The following is a 22,354-nucleotide window of genomic DNA, read 5'->3' on the forward strand; positions in this document are numbered from 1 at the left end:
TGGCTAAGTTGGCGGTTAAATTGGTGGCTGAATTGCCAGTTAAGCTGAGGGCCCACAAATGAAACAAATAGCAACTGCAGCCAGCGAGCAGATTACCGCCGTTATCCTTGCAGGTGGAAAGTCAGAGCGGATGGGACGCGACAAAGCGCAGCTGATTCGGCCTGACGGCCGCTCGCAGCTGTCATTTACCGCCGATTGCCTGAGAGAAGCTGGCATCGAAGATATTTTGGTCAGTGGTGCCGGTTTGAGCGGACTGAAAAGTGTCGAGGATGTCTACCCTGAAAAAGGGCCTCTTGCAGGCATTCACTCAGCCTTTGCTCATTGCAAGCCAGACACAGACTCCCTGATCGTTGTTCCGTGCGACATGCCTCTGCTGAAGTGCGGTGTATTCTCCCGCCTGCTTAAAAGTAGTCAATCAACTGCATTTGACCAGAGCTTTTTCCCAATGATCATTCGCAATCTGGAACAAGCAAAAAAAGTCGCCGAAAATATATTATCGAGTGACCAAAACCCCTCAATTAGGTTTTTTCTGAAAAATATAAAATGCGATTTTATATCTTCAGAAAATACAATCGAACTCAAGAGCTGCAACACACCAGAATCCTGGGATGATGCATGCGATATACTAAATAATTATAGGAATTAAATGATGGTAAAAATGTTCAACGATGATTTTATACGTCTTAATATTTCTGTACTCACAGTGTCTGATTCAAGAACAGAAGAAAATGATAAAAGCGGTGATTTTTTAGTCGATTCAATCAAGAGTTCAGGACACAACTCTATTGAGAAAAAAATCGTTGTCGACAACATTTATAAAATTCGCGAATCGCTTTCCAAATGGATCGCCGACGACTGTACACAAGTCATTATCGTCACGGGAGGTACAGGCTTCACCGAGCGGGATTCGACACCCGAAGCCGCAGAACCTCTCTTCGATAAAAAGATCGACGGATTTGGAGAACTGTTCCGCCAGCTTTCCTACGAAACCATCGGCACCTCGACCATTCAGAGCCGGGCAACGGCCGGTTTAGCCAATGACACTCTGATCTTCTGCGTGCCAGGCTCAACGAACGCCTGCCGTCAGGCCTGGGAGCAAATCATTTGCCAGCAACTTGATAGCCGCCACAAGCCGTGCAACTTCGCCATGCGTCTGAAAAAGGTAACCAATGATGACTGAGTTCTCCCACGTCAACGCCCGCGGAGAGGCTTCTATGGTCGATGTATCGGGCAAAGAACCCACCGTTCGCGAAGCCAGAGCAGAGGGCTATGTCACCATGCAGCCGTCCACGTTGCAGGCTATCGTCGAGGGTAATCATCACAAAGGCGACGTGTTTGGCGTAGCGCGTATCGCAGGCATTCAAGCAGCAAAGCAGACCAGTCAGCTTATCCCGTTATGCCACCCATTGATGCTCAGCAAAGTGGCTGTGGAGTTTGACGTAGAGCCAGATAACTCGCGAATACGGGTCCATAGTCTTTGCCGGCTAACAGGGCAGACCGGCGTTGAAATGGAAGCACTCACTGCGGTTTCAGTTGCAACATTGACCCTATTTGATATGTGTAAAGCCGTCGACCCCGGGATGATCATCGAAGGCATAAAAGTACTTGAAAAATCAGGCGGAAAGACCGGTCGCTGGGAGAGATTCTGATGGTGCGCATATACTTTTTTGCAAAAATTAAAGAAGAACTTTCTCTTAATTTTTTTGATCTGGATATAGAAACACCCTGCAGCGTTTCTGAAATCAGAAATTCATTGATTTCTGAATTTAACAGTCACAAATATTTGTTCAACATCGACTATTCGATATGCGCAGTAAATCAGGAATTATCTGATGATAAAAAATGTGTAGAGAGTAATGATGAAGTTGCTTTTTTCCCTCCAGTCACAGGAGGCTAGAATGAGCAACAAGACACCTACTGAAAACATTAAAATATCCATTCAGGAAAGTGATTTTTCGATAGAAAAAGAAAATCATTTTTTGAGCAATCAAGCCCCAGAAATCGGGGCTGTCGTCACCTTTACCGGACGTGTCCGCGAGTTCAGTGAGCAACCTGATGTCACCGGGCTCTTTTTAGAGCACTACCCCGGCATGACAGAGAAATCATTAAAACGCATCATAGAACAAGCCCAGCAGCGCTGGGACATTCAACGTATCAGTGTCATCCACCGAATCGGCTCACTGGCCGTTGAAGATCAGATTGTGTTTGTTGGTGTCAGCAGCGCGCACAGAGAAGCTGCTTTCGAAGCTGCCCGCTACATCATGGATTACCTGAAGACTGAAGCGCCTTTCTGGAAAAAAGAAATCACCCGATCTGGTGAGCACTGGGTTGAGGCAAGAGAAAAGGATCAGGCAGCCCGGGCGCGCTGGAGCAACCCGGACTGAAATCACATATTGGATCAGTCCTGCAGACGCAGATTGCGCGTCGCACCTTCTAATCGGTCGGCGTTGGTTTCATTACCCAGTTTAATCATCAGGCGCAGATCGTTCGGCGAATCAGCATGGGCGATCGCGTCTTCATAGGTAATCTCACTCTGCTCGTAGAGTGCGTACAGCGCCTGGTCAAAGGTCTGCATACCCAATTCTGTCGAGCGTGCCATCAGGCTCTTCAGCTCGTGCACATCGCCTTTACGGATCAGGTCCGACACCAGAGGTGTATTCAGTAAGACCTCGACAACAGCACGACGACCACGACCATCAGGCGTCGGGATTAACTGCTGCGCCACGATCGCTTTCAGGTTCAGAGAGAGGTCCATCCAGATCTGCGAATGTCTCTCCGGTGGGAAAAAGTGAATGATGCGATCAAGCGCTTGGTTCGCGTTATTACTGTGCAGAGTGGCAAGACACAGGTGGCCTGTTTCAGCAAAGGTAATCGCGTGTTCCATCGTTTCAGCAGAACGTACCTCACCGATCATGATCACGTCCGGTGCCTGACGCAGGCAGTTCTTCAGCGCAATTTCATAGCTGTCGGTATCCAAGCCGACTTCACGCTGAGTAACGATGCAGGTTTCATGCTGATGGATAAATTCGATCGGGTCCTCGATGCTGAGAATATGACCCTTACTGTTGCGGTTACGGTAGCCAATCATCGACGCCAGCGAGGTCGATTTACCCGCCCCCGTTGCCCCCACAAACAGCACCAGGCCGCGTTTAGCGAGCGATAATTCTTTAATAACTTCAGGTAAGCCGAGCTGATCAATGTTCGGAATTCGCGTTTCAATCCGACGTAGCACCATCCCAGCGACATTGCGCTGGAAGAAGGCACTGGCACGGAAACGACCAATCCCCGTCGCATTGATCGCGAAGTTCAGTTCTTTCCGTTCTTCAAACTCAGCCTGCTGTCTGTCATTCATGAGGCCGTAGACGATTTCTTTCGCCTGCTCAGCACTGAGGACAGTTTTATTGAGAGGAACCAGCTTGCCATGGACCTTCATGGACGGTGGAACACCGGCCGTAATGAAGAGATCTGACGCGGTCTTTTCAACCATTAACCGCAGAAACTTATCCATTGACACAATCAGCTACCTCAGAAGTTTTCTGGCATTTTTGCCTTTTCACGGGCGATTTCACGACTGATCAGGCCTTTGCTGACCAGGCTTTGCAAACATTGATCCATGGTCTGCATTCCATGCGCTGCCCCAGTCTGAATGGCAGAGTACATCTGCGCAACCTTGTCTTCACGAATCAGGTTACGAATCGCCGCCGTACCAACCATAATCTCATGGGCTGCAATCCGGCCGCCACCGTTCTTTTTCAGCAGCGCCTGAGATACAACGCCCTGCAGCGACTCAGACAACATCGAACGCACCATGGATTTTTCTTCCGCAGGGAATACATCGACAATACGGTCAATGGTTTTCGCCGCGGAGCTGGTGTGCAGAGTACCAAACACAACGTGGCCTGTTTCTGCAGCGGTCAACGCCAGACGAATGGTTTCGAGGTCACGCAGCTCGCCCACGAGAATCACGTCAGGGTCTTCACGCAGCGCTGAGCGTAGCGCTTCATTAAAGCCCAGCGTATCGCGATGCACTTCACGCTGGTTAATCAGACTCTTTTTCGATTCGTGAACAAATTCGATTGGGTCTTCAACGGTGAGGATATGGTCGAACTTGGTCTCATTGATGTAATCGACCATGGCCGCCAGTGTGGTTGATTTACCTGAACCGGTTGGGCCGGTCACAAGCACAATGCCACGACTGATCATGGCGAGATCTTTAAACACCTGCCCCATGCCCAGCTGATCCATAGTCACGACTTTTGACGGAATGGTACGGAACACGGCGCCCGCACCGCGGTTGTGGTTAAAGGCATTCACACGGAAGCGGGCAACACCAGGCACTTCGAATGAGAAGTCAGTTTCCAGAAATTCTTCGAAATCTTTTCGCTGCTTGTCGTTCATAATGTCGTACACAAGGGCGTGCACTTCTTTGTGACTCAGCGCTGGTAAATTAATACGGCGGACATCACCATCGACACGGATCATAGGAGGCATATCTGCCGACAGGTGGAGGTCAGAGGCCCCCTGCTTCGCGCTAAAGGCCAATAACTCGGTAATATCCATGTGATCCTCTCTATGATCTCGGGCCAGATGCGCCAGCTCAGCCAGACAGCCCTATAAATGCCAAAATATTAGTGATGCGACCAGTCGGATGAAGCGGTCAATCCCTCGACTGGTGTATGATGTAATGTAATCGCTGTTGAACAAATTTCTATGAACAGCGTCACTACAGCAACAATCAAGTTAATCCTAAACCAAGCAAGCGTAATGTCTACTGTCGAACAGAACTATCAACGGGTCCGTGAGCGTCTTAACGCGGCCTGTGCAAACGCTTCACGCGAGCCTGAAAGCATTCGCCTGCTGGCGGTGAGTAAAACTAAACCCGCGAGCATGGTGCGCACCTGTTATGAACTGGGTCAGCGAGCCTTCGGTGAGAATTACCTGCAGGATGGGCTCGACAAGATTGAAGCCTTGTCGGAGCTGACCGACATCGAGTGGCATTTTATCGGCCCGCTGCAATCAAACAAAACACGCCCGGTCGCCGAGTACTTTCATTGGCTGGAAACGCTGGATCGTGAAAAGATCGCCCGCCGCCTGAATGAACAGCGCCCTGACGATCTGCCGCCGCTGAACGTACTTATCCAGGTCAACATCAGTAACGAAGAGCAGAAGAGTGGCATCGCGACAGACAGCGTCGCGAGTTTTGCGCAGAATCTCCTATCCTTGCCTAGACTGAAAGTTCGGGGATTGATGTGTATCCCGGAAGCAACCAGCGATGAGGAGCGACTGCGAGATCAGTTCCTCAAAATGCATAGGCTGTGGCAGGAATTAAAGGAACTATGCCCGGACGCAGACACGCTGTCGATGGGCATGTCGTCCGATCTTGAACTCGCGATTGCATGTGGATCAACGGAAGTTCGTATCGGCACAGACATATTCGGAGCGCGGGACATCCCGGGCGCTCAGTGAAGGTATTCAGAAGCAGGAACCAACAATGACACAGATAGCATTCATCGGCGGTGGCAATATGGCCACCAGCATCATCGGCGGCCTGATCAGAGAGGGTGCAGTCAGCCCGGATCTGATTCACGTCAGTGACCCAGGCGCAGAGCAACGGGAACGCCTCACCCGCGATTTTGGCATTGTGACCCATGAGTCCAATCTCGACGCTATCAGCAGCGCGACCGTGGTTATCCTTGCAGTAAAGCCACAGATGATGAAAGCCGTACTGGAACCGCTGCAGGCCACGCTGAACACCCGCCAGCCGCTACTTATTTCTGTTGCAGCGGGTATCAGTCTTCCAACGCTTAAAGAATGGAGTGGATGTACAGCCGTCGTACGCGCAATGCCGAACACGCCTGCGCTGACAGGTTTCGGCGCTACCGGGTTGTTTGCCAGTGAAGAAGTGTCGCTGGACCAGCGTAATCTGACGGATACCTTGCTCGGCGCCACAGGCCTGGCTATGTGGGTACAGACCGAAGCTGAAATTGACGCGGTCACGGCGTTGTCTGGCAGTGGCCCGGCTTACTACTTCCTGCTGATGGAATCCATGATCGATGCCGGTATCAAACTCGGGCTGAGCGAAGAAACCGCACGTCGTCTGACCTTACAGACGGCGCTGGGCGCAGGAAAAATGGCGAGCAGTTCGGATGTTGCCCCGGATGAATTACGTCGCCGGGTAACGTCTCCGGGCGGTACCACTGAACAGGCAATCGCGACGTTCGAAGGCGCGCACCTGCGCGATCTCGTTAAAGCCGCCATGGACGCCGCCGCAAGAAGAGCCGCTGAGCTCAGCGACGAACTGGGCAATGGCTGAATCCTGACTCAGCAGGGGGGTGAAATTTTCTCAGGCGTCCCCATCTGAGGTAATACGTATTTGAGAATATAAGCACTTGAGATAACAAGTGGGTTAACAAGATCGTACCGTGCGGCCCAAAGGCCGCTCAATTTAAACTGGAGTATTCATGGGTTCACCACTCACACAGGCGGGTCTGCTGCTCGTCAACGCCATCGGAAGCCTTGTCTTGCTGATCGTTATGCTGCGCTTCCTGCTTCAACTTGTCCGCGCTGATTTCTATAACCCCCTGTCACAGATGATTGTGAAGTTCACCAATCCACTGCTTATTCCACTGCGCAGAGTGATTCCCGGCCTTGGAGGTCTCGACATGGCGTCACTGGTACTCGCACTGGCCATACAGTACGTCATCATGGCGCTGATTCTGATGCTCGCGGGTTACGGAACAGGCATGCCCTTTGTCGCCATGATCGGCTGGGCCGCGGTGGGCATTATCAAGCTTCTCATCAGTATCTATTTCTGGGGCATGCTGATCATGGTGATCGCCTCCTGGGTTGCTCCGGGGTCGTATAATCCGGCGCTGATCCTGATCAATCAGCTGCTTGAGCCGGTTATCCGCCCGGTACGCAAGATCATGCCGGACATGGGTGGCCTTGATCTGTCACCACTGGTAGTCATCCTTGGCATTCAGCTCGCTGAGATCCTGATTCTGTACCCACTGAAACAGGTTCTGCAGGTGCCTTCGGGCTTAATCATGGGTCTATAAGCTAAAATTTTCTGCGCGGCAACAGGCCTTCTGTTGTCGCGTATCTGATGCATAAATAACCAACCGTGAACCTCAGTGCGAATGGCCCTCCCACGCCAACGCACCATTACCTTTCCCGACAGGCACAGCCAGTGCCAAGCCAGCTCTAAGCCTGATAAACTTGCTGTATTACTAGCTTGCAAATGGATACCTGACTCCGATGCCGGACGTTATTCCAGAAAACTCGGTCGGACTGGTCACACCCAAGGTTCAGCACTTCGACACGCCCCTGACATTACGCAGCGGACGAGTGTTAGAACAATATGACCTGATCTACGAGACTTATGGCGAACTCAACGCCGACCGCTCCAATGCTGTCCTGATCTGCCATGCCCTGAGCGGTGATCATCACGCCGCGGGCTATCACAGCATGGACGACAAAAAGCCCGGCTGGTGGGATACCTGCATCGGCCCCGGTAAGCCTATTGATACGAATAAATTCTTTGTCGTTTCGCTGAACAACCTCGGTGGTTGCTCTGGCTCCACTGGCCCGGTCAGTATCAACCCTGAAACCGGCAAAGCGTACGGACCCGACTTCCCTATCATGGCAGTCCGTGACTGGGTGAACAGCCAGGCTCGCCTTGCCGATGTTCTTGGTATTGATGTCTGGGCAGCCGTTGTCGGCGGCTCTCTCGGTGGCATGCAGGTGCTTCGCTGGTCTATCCAGTTTCCAGAGCGCCTGAAACACGCCGTTGTTATTGCTTCTGCCCCCAAACTTTCAGCGCAGAATATCGCCTTTAACGAAGTCGCCCGACAGGCCATCGCCAAAGACCCCGACTTTCACGATGGCTGGTATCAGGAGAAAGGAACACTGCCTAAAGCAGGCCTGATGCAAGCGCGGATGCTTGGGCACCTGACGTACCTTTCAGACGATGCAATGCGGCAGAAATTTGGCCGGGAATTACGTGAGGGTAAGCTGAACTTCAGTTTTGCTCCTGAGTTTCAGGTAGAAAGCTACCTGCACTATCAGGGCGAGAAATTCAGTACACGCTTCGATGCCAACACTTACATGCTGATGACCAAAGCACTGGACTACTTTGACCCGGCACGCGACCACGATAATGATCTGCGTAAATGCCTGAGTCAGGCGAAATGTCGTTTTCTGGTCGTATCCTTCACAACCGACTGGCGTTTTGCCCCGGCGCGCTCGGAAGAAATCGTGAATGCACTGATCCACGCCGACAAAGACGTCAGCTATGCCTGTATTGAATCTGACAACGGCCACGATGCCTTTCTGCTTCCTATTCCGCGCTACCTGGATATCTTTCATGCGTATATGGAAGGTGTGGCAGCACGTAGTTTCGGAGGTAAGTCATGAGCGAACTGCGTCCTGATCTGAGTATTATTCAGCAGTGGATTCGACCAGAAAGTGAAATCCTTGACCTTGGATGTGGCGAGGGAGAATTACTCAGCTATTTGAAGAATGAGAAAAACGTTCACGGCTATGGTCTGGAGATCAATCCGGAGAAGCTGACAGCCTGCATCCGTAATGGCGTCAATGTCATCGAACAGAACCTGGATAATGGTCTCGGTAACTTTGAAGATCAAAGCATCGATACCGTTGTGATGACTCAGGCACTGCAGGCGGTGCAGCGACCGGATGAACTGCTCGACGAGATGCTGCGTATCGGCAAAGAAGCCATAGTGACGTTTCCGAACTTTGGTTACTGGAAAACACGTTTCTATCTTTTACTGAAAGGTCGCATGCCGATGTCGGATACGCTGCCGTACAACTGGTACGACACGCCGAACATTCATATGTGCACCTTCCGCGACTTTGAAATTCTGTGCCGTGAAAAAGGCATACGTATACTTAATAAAACCGTAGTCGACGATCAACACCGCGAACACTGGAGCATTCGCCTCTGGCCAGCCATGCTGGGTGAAATCGCGGTTTACCACATCACCAGGAGATAAGTATGAACGCACTGAGTAAGATCCAATGCATTTTAGTACTGGCGCTGGCCACCTTATCGCTGCATGCGGCAGCAGATCGCGGTGAGCAGAAGCAGGTCTTCGGCGACTATGAGGTTCACTACATTGGCCTCAATTCCAGTTTTTTGCCGGAGGATGTTGCCGAAGCCTATGATATTCCGCGCTCCCGTTCGCTGGCGTACCTGAGCATTTCGGTACTGAAGAAGGTCAAAAATGATGTGCCAGCTCCAGTCACCGCAGAACTGACGGGCACGATCAAAAATCTTATTGGTCAGAGCCGCAGTATCGAATTCCGGGAAATCAAAGAAACCAATGCGGTCTATTACGTATCGACCTTCCGCTTCGATAAAAATGAAGTATATCGCATTGATCTGGACGTCACCCCAGACGGTAGCAACCGTACTTTTGATGTGAGATTCAGCCAGAAATTTTATCAGGAATAACCATGACCCGAATCGTTCTTGCCAGTGGAAACAAAGGCAAACTGCGTGAATTTTCAGCCATGTTTTCTGAGCATTTTGCGAACGATAACGTTGAGCTGATTCCACAGACAGAACTGAATGTCTCTGACGCCGACGAGACAGGCCTGAGCTTCGTTGAAAATGCCATCATCAAAGCACGTCACGCCTGTCAGGTCACTGGACTGCCCGCTCTGGCCGATGATTCGGGCATTGAAATTGATGCACTTGACGGTGCCCCAGGAATCTACAGCGCTCGCTACTCAGGTGAAGGCGACCAGGCAAATAACGCGAAAGTCCTGGAAAATATGAAGGGTATTCCAGAAGCGCAACGTACCGCGCGCTTTCAATGCGTTCTGGTATATATGCGCCATGCCGAAGATCCGACCCCACAAGTATTTCAGGGGGCGTGGGAAGGCATTATTCTGACCGAACCATCGGGCACTGAAGGCTTTGGTTACGACCCGATATTCTATGTTCCGAGCGAGCAATGCAGCGCAGCTGAACTGAGTCGTGAGCGTAAGAACAATTTATCTCATCGCGGTCAGGCCATTCAGCAACTGCTGGCCCGCTGGCGCCCTTAAAGCGATCAATGACTGCTAAAACATCACAAAGAAGAACACCTTGAACATGCTTGAACAACTCGAACAGAAAATTCTGAATACAGTTTCTGCACTGCAGGAAACACGGAAAGAAAATAAAGCCTTACAGGCAACCACCGAAGAATTAAATAATACGATCGCTGAGCTTCGTCAGACCGTTCTGGATGCTGAAGAGCGCCTGCAACATCGCGACACCGCCATTACCGCACTGCAACAGCAGTACGAGTCCGTTAAGAGAGAAAATACTCGTCTGTCTCACGAAAAAAATGAGTGGGAAGTGAAAGTATCTGCGCTGATGGAAGCCATTGACGAGACAGAGTTTGAACTCGAGTCGCCTTCTATAGGGCCTTCTTCAGCGACCGGAGTCGCCTGAAAGGATCATGGCACTGCCTCCTCTGAGTCTGTACATCCACGTTCCGTGGTGTGTACGCAAATGTCCTTACTGTGATTTCAACTCTCACGAGGCAGGCAGCGATATTCCTGAGACAGGGTATATTCAGGCGCTTCTGAATGATCTTGAACAGGACCTTCACTGGGTACAGGGGCGCCCCATAGAAAGTATCTTTTTTGGTGGAGGCACCCCCAGTTTATTATCTGCCCGAGCCTACGAAACGCTCCTCACCGGGCTGACTGAAAAACTCACCTTCAGCCCTGATATAGAAATCACCCTGGAAGCCAACCCCGGAACGTTCGAAGCGGATAAATTTAAAGCCTATCGACAATTGGGCATTAACCGCTTATCCATGGGTATTCAGAGTTTTCAGCCCGAACACTTGAAAAAGCTTGGGCGAATACACGACAGAGCACAGGCACTCGCGGCCATTGAAACTGCCATCAATGCCGGATTCAGTAATTTTAATCTCGACCTGATGCACGGCCTGCCCAACCAGACGCCAGAGCAGGCGCTCGATGATTTAAATACCGCGCTGTCGTTTCAGCCACCTCACCTGTCCTGGTATCAGCTGACGATTGAACCCAACACCGAATTTTATAAGCGTCCACCGGTTCTGCCTGAAGACGATACCCTATGGGATATTCAGGAGCAGGGACAAGAAAGACTGGCACAAGCCGGGCTGAGTCAGTACGAAATTTCGGCGTATTCGCAGCCTGATAAGCAAGCCAGACACAATATTAATTATTGGCGCTTCGGTGATTATCTCGGCATAGGTGCAGGTGCACACGGAAAAATCACGACCTCTGGGCCACAAGGGCTGACCATACTTCGCACACGCAAAACGCGCCTTCCGAAAGACTACTTAAATACCGAAAAACGTTTTCTTGCAGGGCAAGATCGCATCGCGCCTGACGACACAGCGCTGGAGTGCATGATGAATGCGTTACGCCTGCATGAGGGCATCCCTGTCAGCGACTTTGAGGCCCGGACAGGCATGACGCTGAGCAGTATTCAAGCCCCACTGAGCAAAGCGCGCTCTCTTGGATTAATTGAATGCGATACTACTATCCGGGCTTCTGAGCGCGGCCAGCAATACCTGAATGAACTGCTTGCCCTCTTTCTGACCGATTAAATATCGTCAGGAAATCAGGCGACCGACACTATCCGCAGGTCTGGTTGCGGGGCATACAGCTCCTCAAGATAAGTACTCGCCGCCGCGACACCCATGTCGTAACCATCCACCAGCTTTTTCTCATTCATACACAGGCGCGACACAGCAAACTCCGGCGGTGGAGCAATAACGCGTACCCGGCAGCCTTCCGGAGGCGAGGCAATAAAATCGAGGCTCTCGTTATATTGTGCGGTGCGGAATTTCATGGCATTCATCAGGCCCGCTTCACCCGCAAACATTTTCTCAAGCAGCCAATGGCTCTGACTGTCTTTTTTACGAAAACCCAGAGGCTGTGAAAGCACCACCGTAATGTCGTCAGCCCCCATGTTCCAGGCCTGGCGAACAGGGATGGAATCAGCCACGCCACCATCAACATAGCGTTCTGAGTTGACGGTCACAGGCGAACGATAGAAGTAAGGGATTGCACAGGTTGCCACCATGGCGTCATGCACTGTGTTTCCTGTGACGGGCAGATAATGTGCCTGCCCTGTGTCGACATGCGTCGCAGTGGCATACAGTTCCATATCACCCACGAACTCAGCCAGAGGAAGCTGCTGGTGTGTGTAATGCCACAACCAGTGTACGTCGGTCATATGCCCGCCCCGGACGAAACGTACCGGGCTGAAGAACTCTTTCTGGCGTGCGTATTCCATAATCGCCGTGCGTGCCCGTCCGGGTTGCCGGGACAGGTATCCTGTCAGGTTGGTGGCTCCTGCCGATACACCGATGGCAAAATCAAACTCGTGGTAACCTCGTTCGAGAAAGTGATCAATCACGCCGCTGGCGAATATGCCGCGCATCGCACCACCTTCAACAACGATCGCTTTCTTTGACCCACCAGCCGTATCGTTGCTTGCCACACTGTCTTTTACGCTATTGTTTACAGTATCGTCGCTTGCCATATCGATCTCCGCTTAGTTCCAACCCTCGTGGTAATCGCTGCTACCGATCTTTATTTCTGATCGTGCATTGCCAACATATTTCAGAAGGGTGACACCCATATTGGTTCCATTGAAATGAATTTTTCCAATTCAACCAATAGGCAAAAGCTTGCTGACTGCGACAATCAGGGCAAACAAAAAAGCCCGATGCAGTACACCGGGCTTTTATCAAGGAGTAGCTATCAAGGCTAAATCAAGCTCAACTAGACACCTGCGTCATAGCGATAAACTCTTCCATGTCACGTAATTTCTCGAAGCTCGGATCATGAGCAGCCTGCTCGCGCAGGGCCTCCGACGTTTCAATCGCCTCAGAGAGATCACGCAACGCTTCTTCAATGTAGCCACTTTCAGCGTGTGCACAAGCACGTTGGTACTTCGCGTGACTGTTTTCAGGATCAATCGTCAACGCGCGATTCGCCAGAGCGTTGGCCCATTGGTTCTGGCCAAGCAGTAAGGCCGCATCCGCCTTGTAGGTAATCGCTTCAACGTCATCAGGTCGCAGGGCAAGAATCTGATCGTAAATGGCGATTTTATTCTGCGCACTCGATTCCTGAGACGCTTTTAACCAGAGTGAGTGGACTTCGTTCGTCAGCTCAATCTCTTCCTGAGTCGCCGCAATATGACGGGACTTGCTGTGCAGCTCACGCTCAAGTTTCTCAAGACGTTCTTCATAGGAACTGGTAATCCGGGAGATCTCGTCATTGGCGAGGGCACTCGCTCTGTCTTTAATCTCGCGTAAGGAATTCCAGCCAACCAGTACCAACAGAGTTGAGGCACCAGCGATAAGATAGAAAAAATAGGTAACGGTATCGGTCGCGTACATCAACGCTTTATCAGCTACACCAAGCTCGCGATCCGTCATTTTCTCGGTGACTTCGACACGGTGGTCGGCCAGCATCTGACGAAGCACTTTGACTTCATCCAGCAGGTAACGCTCGGTGAACGCAGAATAAAGAGGCGCATCAAGCGCCTCTATCGTTTTTTCAGCCTTGGCATAGTTTGCCTGTACTTCTTCGGCCGATTCAGCAGTTTCAGTTGTTGGGGCGGCGTTGACCCGCGCCGGTAAGATCACCAGCGCTGAGGCGAACACCATCAGGGACAAGAATATATGCCAGACGGTTCTTATCATGCGGACTGTACCGCCTCCCAATCACTGTTGTTCTCGATCAGGCCAGTGTGCAGTGCTTTTACCGCAGCAGCATAATCCTGGTCGGCAACAATGAACATCATATCCACCTGGCGCATCGCCTGGTGAACAGAAAGAATGTTCACACCCGCGTCAGACAAAGCGGACGCCGCGGACTTCAACAGGCCCGGAACCTTCATATCACTACCGATTGCACTCACCATTGCCATCTTCTCAACCCGAATATCGGCATTAGTGTAGTTGGCCTGTAAACGATCCATCAACCAATTGATGCGACGCTTGTTGCCCTTAAGGTAGAAAGTCACGGTGTTAGCGTTGAAGTCTTTCGTCAGAACACGTACGCCAGACTCAAATACCAGGTCGTTCATCTTCTGGCCGTAAGACGGATCGCCCACCATGTCCTGATCGAACAGTTCCATCGCCCAGACGCTGCGGGTACCCGCAATGATCTCGACCTTAGGTGTTTTACTGCTGTAGTCACTGCGGATTTCAGTACCGCGGTGCTCAGGTTCGAAGGTATTTTTCACGCGAAGCAGGATATTACGCTTACGCAGGCCCGCCGCGGCACGTGGGTGGATAGCTTCCATACCCAGGTTGGCCAGCTGGTCAGCAACGTCATAGTTGGTCAGACCAATCGGGTGTACGTTCTCAGCACCGACCATTTCCGGATCGGCCGTACTCAGGTGATATTCTTTGTGAATAATCGCTTCGCCTGCGCCCGTGACGGTCGCAACTTTCGAGAAAGTCATTTCACTGTAGCCACGGTCATAGGTTTTCATCAGGCCTTCACGGCACTGGGTATAACCTGTCACGATCGGCATTTCCTGAGTGAAATCGACGTCAGCAAAGGCATCGCTGATGTGATCTTCCAACGTCTGCTGGCTGTCTGAGCGCCAGTTCGTCAGGTCAATAAAGCGTGCGTTGATATCGTGCAGCTTCAATAGCTGAACCGAGTTGTAAGCACTGTGAGCTTCGCCCAGAGCACTCAGCATCTCGCGTACACGGTGCAGGTGATCATCCAACTGGAAGTGGCCGAAAGTACAGACGTTTTCCAGGTGCTCAAGGCACTGTTTAACGTCTTCGATACGGCTGCTGATGAACTGATCGGCACGACGACGAACAATATCCTGACCTTCAAACATCTCTTCATTCATGGCCAGCATGGCTGCCTGCACTTCGTACAGTTTCTGCTGCCATGGACGGTTTTCGTCCATCTCAGAGAAGAGCGCGTAAACACCCGGCTCACCGGTCTTTTTGTGTTCAAGAAGTCCATTTGTCATACCGGCATAGGCCGATACAACAAAGGCACGCTGATATAAGGTTTTTTCAGTACCACCGTGTGGTACCTGCGGGCGCTGCCAGATATTTTTCAGAACGTCGTCGTAACGGCTCATCGAAGTGCCGCCGATTTTTTCTACACTGTGCTTAATCATGTTATTCCTGCTGATTCTGTAAGTTAGTTGGATTGGCCCGTTTCCAGGCCATCACGCGAATCAGTCTTCGATGGTCTCGGCTTCCAGTGCGTAGACACCATTCTCATCGTGGACTTCCTTGCCGTTCAGTGGCGGATTAAACACGCATGCCATGTGCATATCTTTGGTCGCGCGCAGTAAGTGCTTATCGTGCTTATCCAGAATATAGAGAGTGCCCGGACGGATCTGGTAAATTTTGCCGTCTTCTACCGTCTCAATTTCACCTTCGCCCTGCATGCAGTACACAGATTCGAGGTGGTTCTGGTAATGAATAGGCGTTTCAGTACCCGCGAAGATAGTGGTGATATGGAATGAGAAACCCATGTTGTCGTCTTTCAGCAACATGCGCACGCTTTCCCAGTTGCCACCATCAATAGCGCGACTACTGTTTTTGCATTCTTCGAGTGTTCTTACGATCATTTTTGAGTTTTCCTGAATTTGTTAGCGTTAAGAGTTTAGAGGAGGCTTCTTAAGAAGCCTTACTCACCTGCTCAGACATTACCTGGGCAACACATTTCTCAAGAATATCGAGACCCGCACTCAACTTGCTTTCTTCAATGGTCAGCGGTGTGAGAATTTTCACAACCTGACCGTCAGAGCCACTGGTCTCAATGATCAGATTATGCTCAAACGCTAATTCAGTAATTGCATCGGCGATGTCACCGTTAGCAAACTCGAGACCCTGCATAATGCCACGACCTTTGTGCTTCATCTTAGAGGTGCCACCGTTTTCTGCCTGAATCTCTTTCAGACGACGACGGATAACACTTGCTTTGTGCTGAATTTCTTCAGCAAAGCGGTAGTCGCTCCAGTACTCTTCAAGTGCGCGACGTGCAGTAACGAACGCATGGTTGTTACCCCTGAAAGTACCGTTGTGCTCACCCGGGCCCCAGATATCGAGCTCTTCTTTGAGCAGAACAACCGCCATCGGCAGACCGTAGCCACCCAGCGATTTCGACAGAGTGATTACGTCAGGCTCGATACCGAATTCTTCAAAGCTGAAGAAGGTACCTGAACGACCACAACCCGCCTGAATATCATCAACGATGAGCAGCATATCGTGCTTCTTACAGATCGCCTGCAGACCTTGCATCCATTCTTTAGACGCAACATTCAGACCACCTTCACCCTGGATACACTCAACAATGACACCGGCTGGATGACCCAGACCTGATGAACCGTCTTCGAGCGCTTTATCCAGATATTCGAGCGTATTGAAATCGCCAAGGTAACCATCATACGGCATAAACTGAACACCAGTTGTTGGCAGACCACTGGCCTTCTTGTAGTAACCGTTACCGGTAACCGCTGCAGAACCCTGAGTCACACCGTGGAAACCATTGGTGAACGAGATAATGGTCTGACGGCCGGTATTTTTACGAGCTACTTTCAGAGCCGCCTCAACCGCGTTAGTACCGGTTGGACCAGTGAACTGAACTTTGTAGTCCATGTTGCGTGGCTCAAGGATCAGGTCACGGAAAGTCTCAAGGAAGGCAGCCTTCGCATCGGTATGCATATCCAGACCGTGAGTCATGCCATCCGCTTCGATGTAATCAATCAGAGCCTGTTTGAACGCCGGGTTGTTGTGACCGTAGTTGAGTGTGCCTGCGCCACCCAGAAAATCGATGTATTCGTTGCCATCGCTGTCGGTCACGGTAGCGTTCTGCGCCTTAACAAAGGTCACAGGGAATGAACGGCAGTAACCACGAACGTTTGACTCAAGATCTTTAAAAATACCCATATCAGATTTCCTCTGTATTTGGTTTAAATTCTGTTATTGCGCAGCGCTGATATCAGCACTACCGAAAGGACCAATGTGGACGAGCATTTCTGTTTCATGCTGTCCTGCAAAATGCTGTTCTTTATCGAACATAACGCGTTCGTTCAGCGGTGCATCTAATTTGCGGGCAAGCCTTCTGAATAAATTCCATGAAGCTTCGTTACCCGGCGTAATGCTGGTGTGGAGATGACGAACCGTACCTTCGTGACGGGAAAGCAGCTCAAGCAGCATTTTGCTGGCAAGACCCAGACCGCGAGCTTTGGGGCTGACAGCTACCTGCCAGACAAAGAGAGTGTCTGGTTGTTCAGGCAGAAGATAACCGGAGATAAAACCGATCGTTTCACCCTGCTCTTCAGCAAGCACCGCGGTATCGCGGAAGTGAGAACACTGCAGGTTGTTGCAGTACATTGAATTTGTATCCAGAGGCTTGCAGTTTTCCACAAGATTATTCACTACAGAGCCGTCTTCCGGGTTTGGCTTGCGCATTGTGATTAGGCGCTGAGACTGATCTTTTTCGTTGGGCGCTGCCTGCGCCAGAATCTGATTCATTTCCTCTTCGAGATCCGCGTACCGGCGTAAGCCATTACGTCCTCGTCAATTGCTAGGGTTAGTCAATTACTTTGAACTCTAAACATTATAGCCAATCGAAAAATATATACAACTCTAAATATATTTCATCCGATCTCAGACTTTTCGATTGAGAAGAACGCATTTTTTTGTACAATAAACGAACTAAATAGGCGTATTTTGTGTGATTGCCACCAATCCCTCGAGAAAAATATATAGAGATCGATATTTTGAGATCTAAATATAGGACGGGATGCGCCACCCGGATTAGCGGTCAGGAGGCCCCCTTATGAATATTTCGTACTCTATTGATCAGCAACAAGGTAAACTAGAGGGAAAGAATCATGACCCTCTGTTGGAAGACGAAAAATCTATGAACCGCTATGACGAGGTGCTGGTTGCACTGCGGCGCATCATCCGCGCTACTGATCTACACTCTAAGCAACTGAGCAAGGTGTCAGGTCTGACTTCCCCGCAGCTTCTTATCCTGCAGACCCTGCGTCACCATGGCGAACTGACTGTCGGAGATGTAGCACGTAGAGTCAGCCTCTCTCAGGCGACAGTGACCACCATTATCGATCGCCTCAGTAAACGCGGATTTGTTGTCCGCGAACGCGGCAGCACAGACAAACGAAAAGTATTTGTGCACCTCACAGAACAAGCGATCCAGGCTTTGGTTGATGCCCCCCGCCCGTTGCAGGATAGTTTCGTGCAGCAGTTTCAGGATTTGAGAGACTGGGAGCAAAGCATGATCCTGACGTCTCTGGAACGAGTGGCCTATATGATGGATGCGCAGCACATTGACGCTTCCCCCGTACTTGATCTTGGTCAGCTTGATCGAACTGACCCGGGCAACCACTGACAACACCCCCTCTCATGAGGTGCATTGTCATCAATGTGCCTCCCGCTTATCCCGATTGCCTCCTGATCGCGCATAACAGTCTATACAGTAGAATTGTTGTAGCGCATCAGCGGGCGCTCATCCCGCTTTTCTACTGTTTTACTGGAGATACACATGACTGACGTTGTCATAGTTGCAGCTACCCGTACCGCTATCGGAAGCTTTGGCGGATCACTTGCCGGACTGTCCGCCGTCGACCTCGGCGCGGCGGTGATTTCATCCATCATAGAGAAAACTGGTATCGACGCAGGACTCGTCGATGAGGTATTGATGGGCCAGGTACTGACGGCCGCCGCCGGCCAGAATCCTGCGCGCCAGTCAGCGATCAAAGCTGGGCTTCCCCCTTCTGTTCCTGCCATGACCATCAACAAAGTCTGCGGCTCGGGACTGAAGGCCGTTCACCTTGCCGCACAGGCCATTGCTTGTGGTGATGCTGAGGTCATCATCGCGGGCGGCCAGGAGTCTATGTCCAACGCACCGCACGCCATGCCGGGCTCCCGTAATGGTCAGCGCATGGGACCTATTACCATGGTCGATACGATGGTCGTGGATGGCCTCTGGGACGCATTCAATGACTACCATATGGGAACAACAGCCGAGAACATCGCCTGTGACTACAACATCAGTCGCGAAGAGCAGGACGCCTTTGCTGCGGCATCTCAGAACAAAGCGCTCGCCGCGATTGAAGCAGGCACATTCGATGCTGAAATCACCCCGATCGAAATCCCTCAGCGTAAAGGCGACCCTATCGTATTCAAGGTTGATGAAAATCCGCGCCCGGGAACAACCGCAGAAAAGCTTGCAGGCATGCGCCCGGCCTTCAGTAAAGACGGCTCAGTCACCGCTGGTAATGCTTCATCGCTCAACGATGGCGCCGCCGCCGTTATGCTCATGAGTGCAGCCAAGGCCGCAGAGCTGGGTCTTCCAGTGCTGGCGACTATCAAAGGTTACGCCAATGCCGGTGTTGAGCCACGCATTATGGGAACAGGGCCGATTCCAGCGACTAAAAAATGCCTGAGCAAGGCAGGCTGGTCGGTTGCTGACCTGGATCTGATTGAAGCCAATGAGGCCTTCGCAGTTCAAGCGCTGTCAGTCAACAAAGGGCTGGAGTGGGATGCTGATAAGATCAATGTGAACGGCGGTGCCATCGCCCTTGGCCATCCGATCGGGGCCTCAGGCTGTCGGATTCTGGTCACACTGCTGCATGAAATGGCTCGGCGTGATGCGAAGAAAGGTCTCGCCACCTTGTGCATTGGCGGAGGAATGGGCGTTTCTCTGGCGGTAGAGCGAAGTTAAGCAAAGAGCCAAACGGGGTGTCCATTGGGATACCCCGACCTCTATACCTCTGTGAACTCTGTTACTTTGCCTTCAATGATTAATACGTAGGGAACGAAGGTTCGATTAAACTCGCTGCGCTCTATGGTAATCATGCCCGCAAATGGATCACGCAGGTAAACGTACTCTTCGTCTTCAAAGTAGTAGAGGTAGAAGCGGTCAACACCTTCCGGGTTGTCCTTCAACAGGAGATAAGGACCATCTTGCTGCTGAAGCTTGCGCTGTGCCAGATCCAGTAACAGATCGTCAGATTTAAAAGCGCTGGCACGAAGTCCCAATGCAGCTGCTGCCTGTTTTATGTCGTAGAAGTTGAAGCCGCGCTGCTCACGGATTCTTACCGGATCACCGTGAATGAACAGCAAAGCAAATATATCGACTTCGCTGGTTTTCACACCCATGCTCTCCTCGAGCATGACAGACACCATATAAGCACAACCCGACGACTCAAGAGCAGCATGCGTCTGCTTATCTTCCAGCGCTGGGGTATCTTCGACTGCGAATGCACACGCAGAGCTGAAGAACCATACAAGCATTGTCAGTACTGCGAATTTCATCTGGGAATATGCTCATGTTGCAAAACGGGCCAAGAATGACGGGACACCCTCAAACTGAACAGGTGATATCCCATCAACTTCATGTCCTGATATGTCCTATTTAAAATTAGTCCAGGTGAGCCATATCGTGAAGCAGGGCATGCTGACTTTTTCACTTTGGCCGCAGAAGCTCCCTGAATGGCAGCAGAGTTAACAATCTGCACGTTTGCACTGGCTGACTCTGCCAGCTCGGCATAAGCTGATCTCTCTGAATGGTGAGATCCCCATAGCACCTCACTGCTTCTCTCATTTTCGCGCGCACCATGCCGCGACACTGCAAAGGAACGCCATATGACAACCGCGCGACCTGTCACCGGGCAAATGTTGACGCAGCCTATGCTGATCAGTGATTTACTGGAATACGCAGCCGCTCATCACGGCTCTCGAGAGATCATCAGCCGCAGGCTTGAAGGGGATATTCACAGATACACATACAAGGACGCGCTACGGCGGAGTAAGCAGCTGGCACATGCGCTGATTTCACTGGGAGTACAACCCGGTGATCGTGTAGCAACGCTGGCCTGGAACGGCTATCGCCACTTCGAGTGCTACTACGGGATATCGGGCATCGGTGCCATCTGCCATACGGTGAACCCGCGCCTGTATGCGGAACAGGTCGAGTACATTATCCAGCACGCTGAAGACTGCTATGTCTTTCTCGATGCCTGTTTTGCCCCGCTTCTGGAGCCCATCGCCGACAAACTCTCCAGCGTTAAAGGGTTCATTCTGATGATCGACGAAGATCAGATGCCCGACACATCACTGCCGTATGTTCACAACTATGAGCACCTGCTGGCTCAGCAACCAGATATGTACGAATGGCCCCGTTTTGAAGCGGATACCGCTGCCTGCCTGTGCTACACCTCTGGCACCACAGGCAACCCCAAAGGCGTTCTGTACTCACACGCATCCACCGTTCTGCACGCCTACGCCAGCCGCAACCCGGATGCCCTGAATGTCTCTTCCGATAGTGTTGTGATGCCTGTTGTCCCCATGTATCACGTATGCGCCTGGGGAATGCCGTACATTGCTCCTATGTCAGGTGCCTCCCTCGTACTTCCAGGGGAGGGAATGGATGGCCCGGACCTGTATGAGCTGATTGATGTTGCGCAGGTCGACATGATGCTCGGAGTACCGACAGTCTGGCTGCGCCTCATCGATTATCTGAAAGCCAACGACCTCACCATTCCGTCAGTGAAAACCGTGGGCGTTGGCGGCTCCGCCTCGCCTCGTTCTCTGGTCGAAACACTCGATAAAGACTTCGGCATTTATCTGCTTCCAATCTGGGGGATGACTGAGACATCGCCACTGGCAACGCTTGGAGCACCGACCAAAGCCATGGCCAGTATGTCTGATGATGAACGCTACCGGATTCAGACAACCGCCGGTAAGCCCATGTTTGGCATTGACCTGGAAATCTTTGATGACGACGGAGAGCCGCTGCCACACGATGGCACCAGTCGCGGCTTCCTTCGGGTCAGAGGCCCCTGGGTGCTAAGCAGTTACTACAAGACAGAAAAGCCCGACGCGTTTTTCACCGATAAAGATGGCGGTGTCTGGTTCGACACCGGTGATATTGCGGTGATCGACGAGCAAAGCTACCTGCAGATCGTCGACCGCGCGAAGGACGTTGTTAAATCAGGCGGTGAATGGATCTCCTCCATCGATCTGGAGAATGCTGCGGTCGGCCACCCAGAAGTCGCAGAAGCCTGCGTTATTGGTGTGAAGCACCCCAAGTGGGATGAACGGCCTCTGCTGTTTATCGTCGCACTTGAAGGCAAGACCGTCACAAAAGAAGACGTCTATGCCTATCTCGATGGAAAAATCGCTAAGTGGTGGATGCCCGACGATATTCTCGTGGTGGACGAACTCCCTCATACCGCCACAGGGAAACTGCAGAAACGTAGCCTCCGGGATGAGTACATCAACTATTTGGTTGATAAAAACTGAACCGGCCCTGA

26 protein-coding genes are annotated in these 22,354 nt (G+C 51.4%); 17 read left to right on the plus strand and 9 right to left on the minus strand.

The annotated features are described in order from the left end of the window. Positions 1–58 precede the first annotated feature (58 nt). The 5 genes from mobA to moaE are packed head-to-tail and all read left to right on the plus strand — an operon-like array spanning position 59 to position 2,384. Positions 59–646 carry a molybdenum cofactor guanylyltransferase gene (gene mobA / locus B3007_RS12755; protein WP_068436336.1) on the plus strand — a complete coding sequence of 196 codons (588 nt, stop codon included), beginning with the start codon at positions 59–61 and terminating at the stop codon, positions 644–646. Between the two features lie 3 nt (positions 647–649). Next, positions 650–1,180, plus strand: coding sequence for a molybdenum cofactor biosynthesis protein B (gene moaB / locus B3007_RS12760; protein ID WP_301377924.1), 531 nt, complete (start codon positions 650–652; stop codon positions 1,178–1,180). Next, positions 1,173–1,649: a cyclic pyranopterin monophosphate synthase MoaC gene (moaC, locus tag B3007_RS12765; RefSeq protein ID WP_297533357.1), complete on the plus strand. Its 477-nt coding sequence runs from the start codon at positions 1,173–1,175 to the stop codon at positions 1,647–1,649. The genes moaB and moaC overlap by 8 nt, the downstream gene beginning before the upstream one ends. Continuing rightward, complete coding sequence (locus tag B3007_RS12770) at positions 1,649–1,897, plus strand: MoaD/ThiS family protein (RefSeq protein ID WP_297533356.1); 249 nt, start codon at positions 1,649–1,651, stop codon at positions 1,895–1,897. The genes moaC and B3007_RS12770 overlap by 1 nt, the downstream gene beginning before the upstream one ends. Before the next feature lies 1 nt (position 1,898). Further along, the gene (moaE, locus tag B3007_RS12775; protein WP_301377895.1) at positions 1,899–2,384 is read left to right on the plus strand and encodes a molybdopterin synthase catalytic subunit MoaE; all 486 of its coding nucleotides are present in this window, start codon (positions 1,899–1,901) and stop codon (positions 2,382–2,384) included. 14 nt (positions 2,385–2,398) lie between these two features. Here the strand turns inward: moaE and B3007_RS12780 are convergent, their stop codons facing one another. Continuing rightward, positions 2,399–3,514, minus strand: a complete 1,116-nt coding sequence (locus tag B3007_RS12780; RefSeq protein ID WP_139325744.1) for a PilT/PilU family type 4a pilus ATPase — start codon at positions 3,512–3,514, stop codon at positions 2,399–2,401. Positions 3,515–3,525: 11 nt separating this feature from the next. Beyond that, complete coding sequence (locus tag B3007_RS12785; protein WP_068436327.1) at positions 3,526–4,560, minus strand: type IV pilus twitching motility protein PilT; 1,035 nt, start codon at positions 4,558–4,560, stop codon at positions 3,526–3,528. A gap of 204 nt (positions 4,561–4,764) precedes the next feature. Between B3007_RS12785 and B3007_RS12790 the strand changes: the two genes are divergently transcribed. From B3007_RS12790 to hemW, 9 genes are all read left to right on the plus strand, one after another. Beyond that, on the plus strand, positions 4,765–5,466 hold the full coding sequence (locus B3007_RS12790; RefSeq protein ID WP_068436325.1) for a YggS family pyridoxal phosphate-dependent enzyme: 702 nt from the start codon (positions 4,765–4,767) through the stop codon (positions 5,464–5,466). Between the two features lie 25 nt (positions 5,467–5,491). After that, complete coding sequence (gene proC, locus B3007_RS12795; protein WP_301377894.1) at positions 5,492–6,313, plus strand: pyrroline-5-carboxylate reductase; 822 nt, start codon at positions 5,492–5,494, stop codon at positions 6,311–6,313. Between the two features lie 148 nt (positions 6,314–6,461). Then, positions 6,462–7,058: a YggT family protein gene (locus tag B3007_RS12800; protein WP_076514503.1), complete on the plus strand. Its 597-nt coding sequence runs from the start codon at positions 6,462–6,464 to the stop codon at positions 7,056–7,058. Between the two features lie 199 nt (positions 7,059–7,257). Further along, on the plus strand, positions 7,258–8,415 hold the full coding sequence (gene metX, locus B3007_RS12805) for a homoserine O-succinyltransferase MetX (protein WP_273086889.1): 1,158 nt from the start codon (positions 7,258–7,260) through the stop codon (positions 8,413–8,415). Between the two features lie 5 nt (positions 8,416–8,420). Then, positions 8,421–9,014 (plus strand): methionine biosynthesis protein MetW, encoded by a 594-nt coding sequence (gene metW, locus B3007_RS12810; RefSeq protein WP_076514567.1) that lies wholly within the window; start codon positions 8,421–8,423, stop codon positions 9,012–9,014. A 2-nt stretch (positions 9,015–9,016) separates the two neighbouring features. Then, on the plus strand, positions 9,017–9,475 hold the full coding sequence (locus tag B3007_RS12815; RefSeq protein WP_301377893.1) for a DUF4426 domain-containing protein: 459 nt from the start codon (positions 9,017–9,019) through the stop codon (positions 9,473–9,475). A gap of 2 nt (positions 9,476–9,477) precedes the next feature. Then, positions 9,478–10,074, plus strand: coding sequence for an RdgB/HAM1 family non-canonical purine NTP pyrophosphatase (rdgB, locus tag B3007_RS12820; RefSeq protein ID WP_301377892.1), 597 nt, complete (start codon positions 9,478–9,480; stop codon positions 10,072–10,074). Positions 10,075–10,120: 46 nt separating this feature from the next. Further along, the gene (locus B3007_RS12825; protein WP_301377891.1) at positions 10,121–10,465 is read left to right on the plus strand and encodes a hypothetical protein; all 345 of its coding nucleotides are present in this window, start codon (positions 10,121–10,123) and stop codon (positions 10,463–10,465) included. 7 nt (positions 10,466–10,472) lie between these two features. Beyond that, the gene (gene hemW, locus B3007_RS12830) at positions 10,473–11,618 is read left to right on the plus strand and encodes a radical SAM family heme chaperone HemW (RefSeq protein WP_273086899.1); all 1,146 of its coding nucleotides are present in this window, start codon (positions 10,473–10,475) and stop codon (positions 11,616–11,618) included. A gap of 14 nt (positions 11,619–11,632) precedes the next feature. On the opposite strand, the gene B3007_RS12835 is transcribed toward hemW, so the two are convergent. From B3007_RS12835 to ectA, 6 genes are all read right to left on the minus strand, one after another. Continuing rightward, positions 11,633–12,559 (minus strand): patatin-like phospholipase family protein, encoded by a 927-nt coding sequence (locus B3007_RS12835; RefSeq protein ID WP_301377890.1) that lies wholly within the window; start codon positions 12,557–12,559, stop codon positions 11,633–11,635. Positions 12,560–12,797: 238 nt separating this feature from the next. Further along, on the minus strand, positions 12,798–13,727 hold the full coding sequence (locus B3007_RS12840) for a TPR end-of-group domain-containing protein (protein WP_139325743.1): 930 nt from the start codon (positions 13,725–13,727) through the stop codon (positions 12,798–12,800). Beyond that, positions 13,724–15,178: an aspartate kinase gene (locus B3007_RS12845; protein WP_301377889.1), complete on the minus strand. Its 1,455-nt coding sequence runs from the start codon at positions 15,176–15,178 to the stop codon at positions 13,724–13,726. The genes B3007_RS12840 and B3007_RS12845 overlap by 4 nt, the downstream gene beginning before the upstream one ends. Positions 15,179–15,238: 60 nt before the next feature. Further along, the gene (locus tag B3007_RS12850) at positions 15,239–15,637 is read right to left on the minus strand and encodes an ectoine synthase (RefSeq protein WP_068438096.1); all 399 of its coding nucleotides are present in this window, start codon (positions 15,635–15,637) and stop codon (positions 15,239–15,241) included. A gap of 49 nt (positions 15,638–15,686) precedes the next feature. Next, entirely contained in the window at positions 15,687–16,958 is a 1,272-nt protein-coding gene (gene ectB / locus B3007_RS12855; RefSeq protein ID WP_301377888.1) for a diaminobutyrate--2-oxoglutarate transaminase, read from the minus strand. A 33-nt stretch (positions 16,959–16,991) separates the two neighbouring features. Beyond that, on the minus strand, positions 16,992–17,546 hold the full coding sequence (gene ectA, locus B3007_RS12860) for a diaminobutyrate acetyltransferase (RefSeq protein ID WP_245820041.1): 555 nt from the start codon (positions 17,544–17,546) through the stop codon (positions 16,992–16,994). A 307-nt stretch (positions 17,547–17,853) separates the two neighbouring features. Here ectA and B3007_RS12865 point away from each other — a divergent pair, with 307 nt between their 5' ends. After that, positions 17,854–18,426: a MarR family winged helix-turn-helix transcriptional regulator gene (locus B3007_RS12865; RefSeq protein ID WP_348655059.1), complete on the plus strand. Its 573-nt coding sequence runs from the start codon at positions 17,854–17,856 to the stop codon at positions 18,424–18,426. Between the two features lie 153 nt (positions 18,427–18,579). Beyond that, entirely contained in the window at positions 18,580–19,761 is a 1,182-nt protein-coding gene (locus B3007_RS12870; protein ID WP_301377887.1) for an acetyl-CoA C-acetyltransferase, read from the plus strand. 41 nt (positions 19,762–19,802) lie between these two features. On the opposite strand, the gene B3007_RS12875 is transcribed toward B3007_RS12870, so the two are convergent. Continuing rightward, positions 19,803–20,354, minus strand: coding sequence for a cysteine peptidase family C39 domain-containing protein (locus B3007_RS12875; RefSeq protein ID WP_068438966.1), 552 nt, complete (start codon positions 20,352–20,354; stop codon positions 19,803–19,805). Between the two features lie 330 nt (positions 20,355–20,684). Between B3007_RS12875 and B3007_RS12880 the strand changes: the two genes are divergently transcribed. Beyond that, positions 20,685–22,343 (plus strand): long-chain-fatty-acid--CoA ligase, encoded by a 1,659-nt coding sequence (locus B3007_RS12880; protein ID WP_301377886.1) that lies wholly within the window; start codon positions 20,685–20,687, stop codon positions 22,341–22,343. The last annotated feature ends 11 nt before the right edge of the window (positions 22,344–22,354 follow it).

This window comes from Thalassolituus sp. UBA675 (genome assembly GCF_002297765.1).
Lineage (GTDB): Bacteria > Pseudomonadota > Gammaproteobacteria > Pseudomonadales > Oceanobacteraceae > Thalassolituus.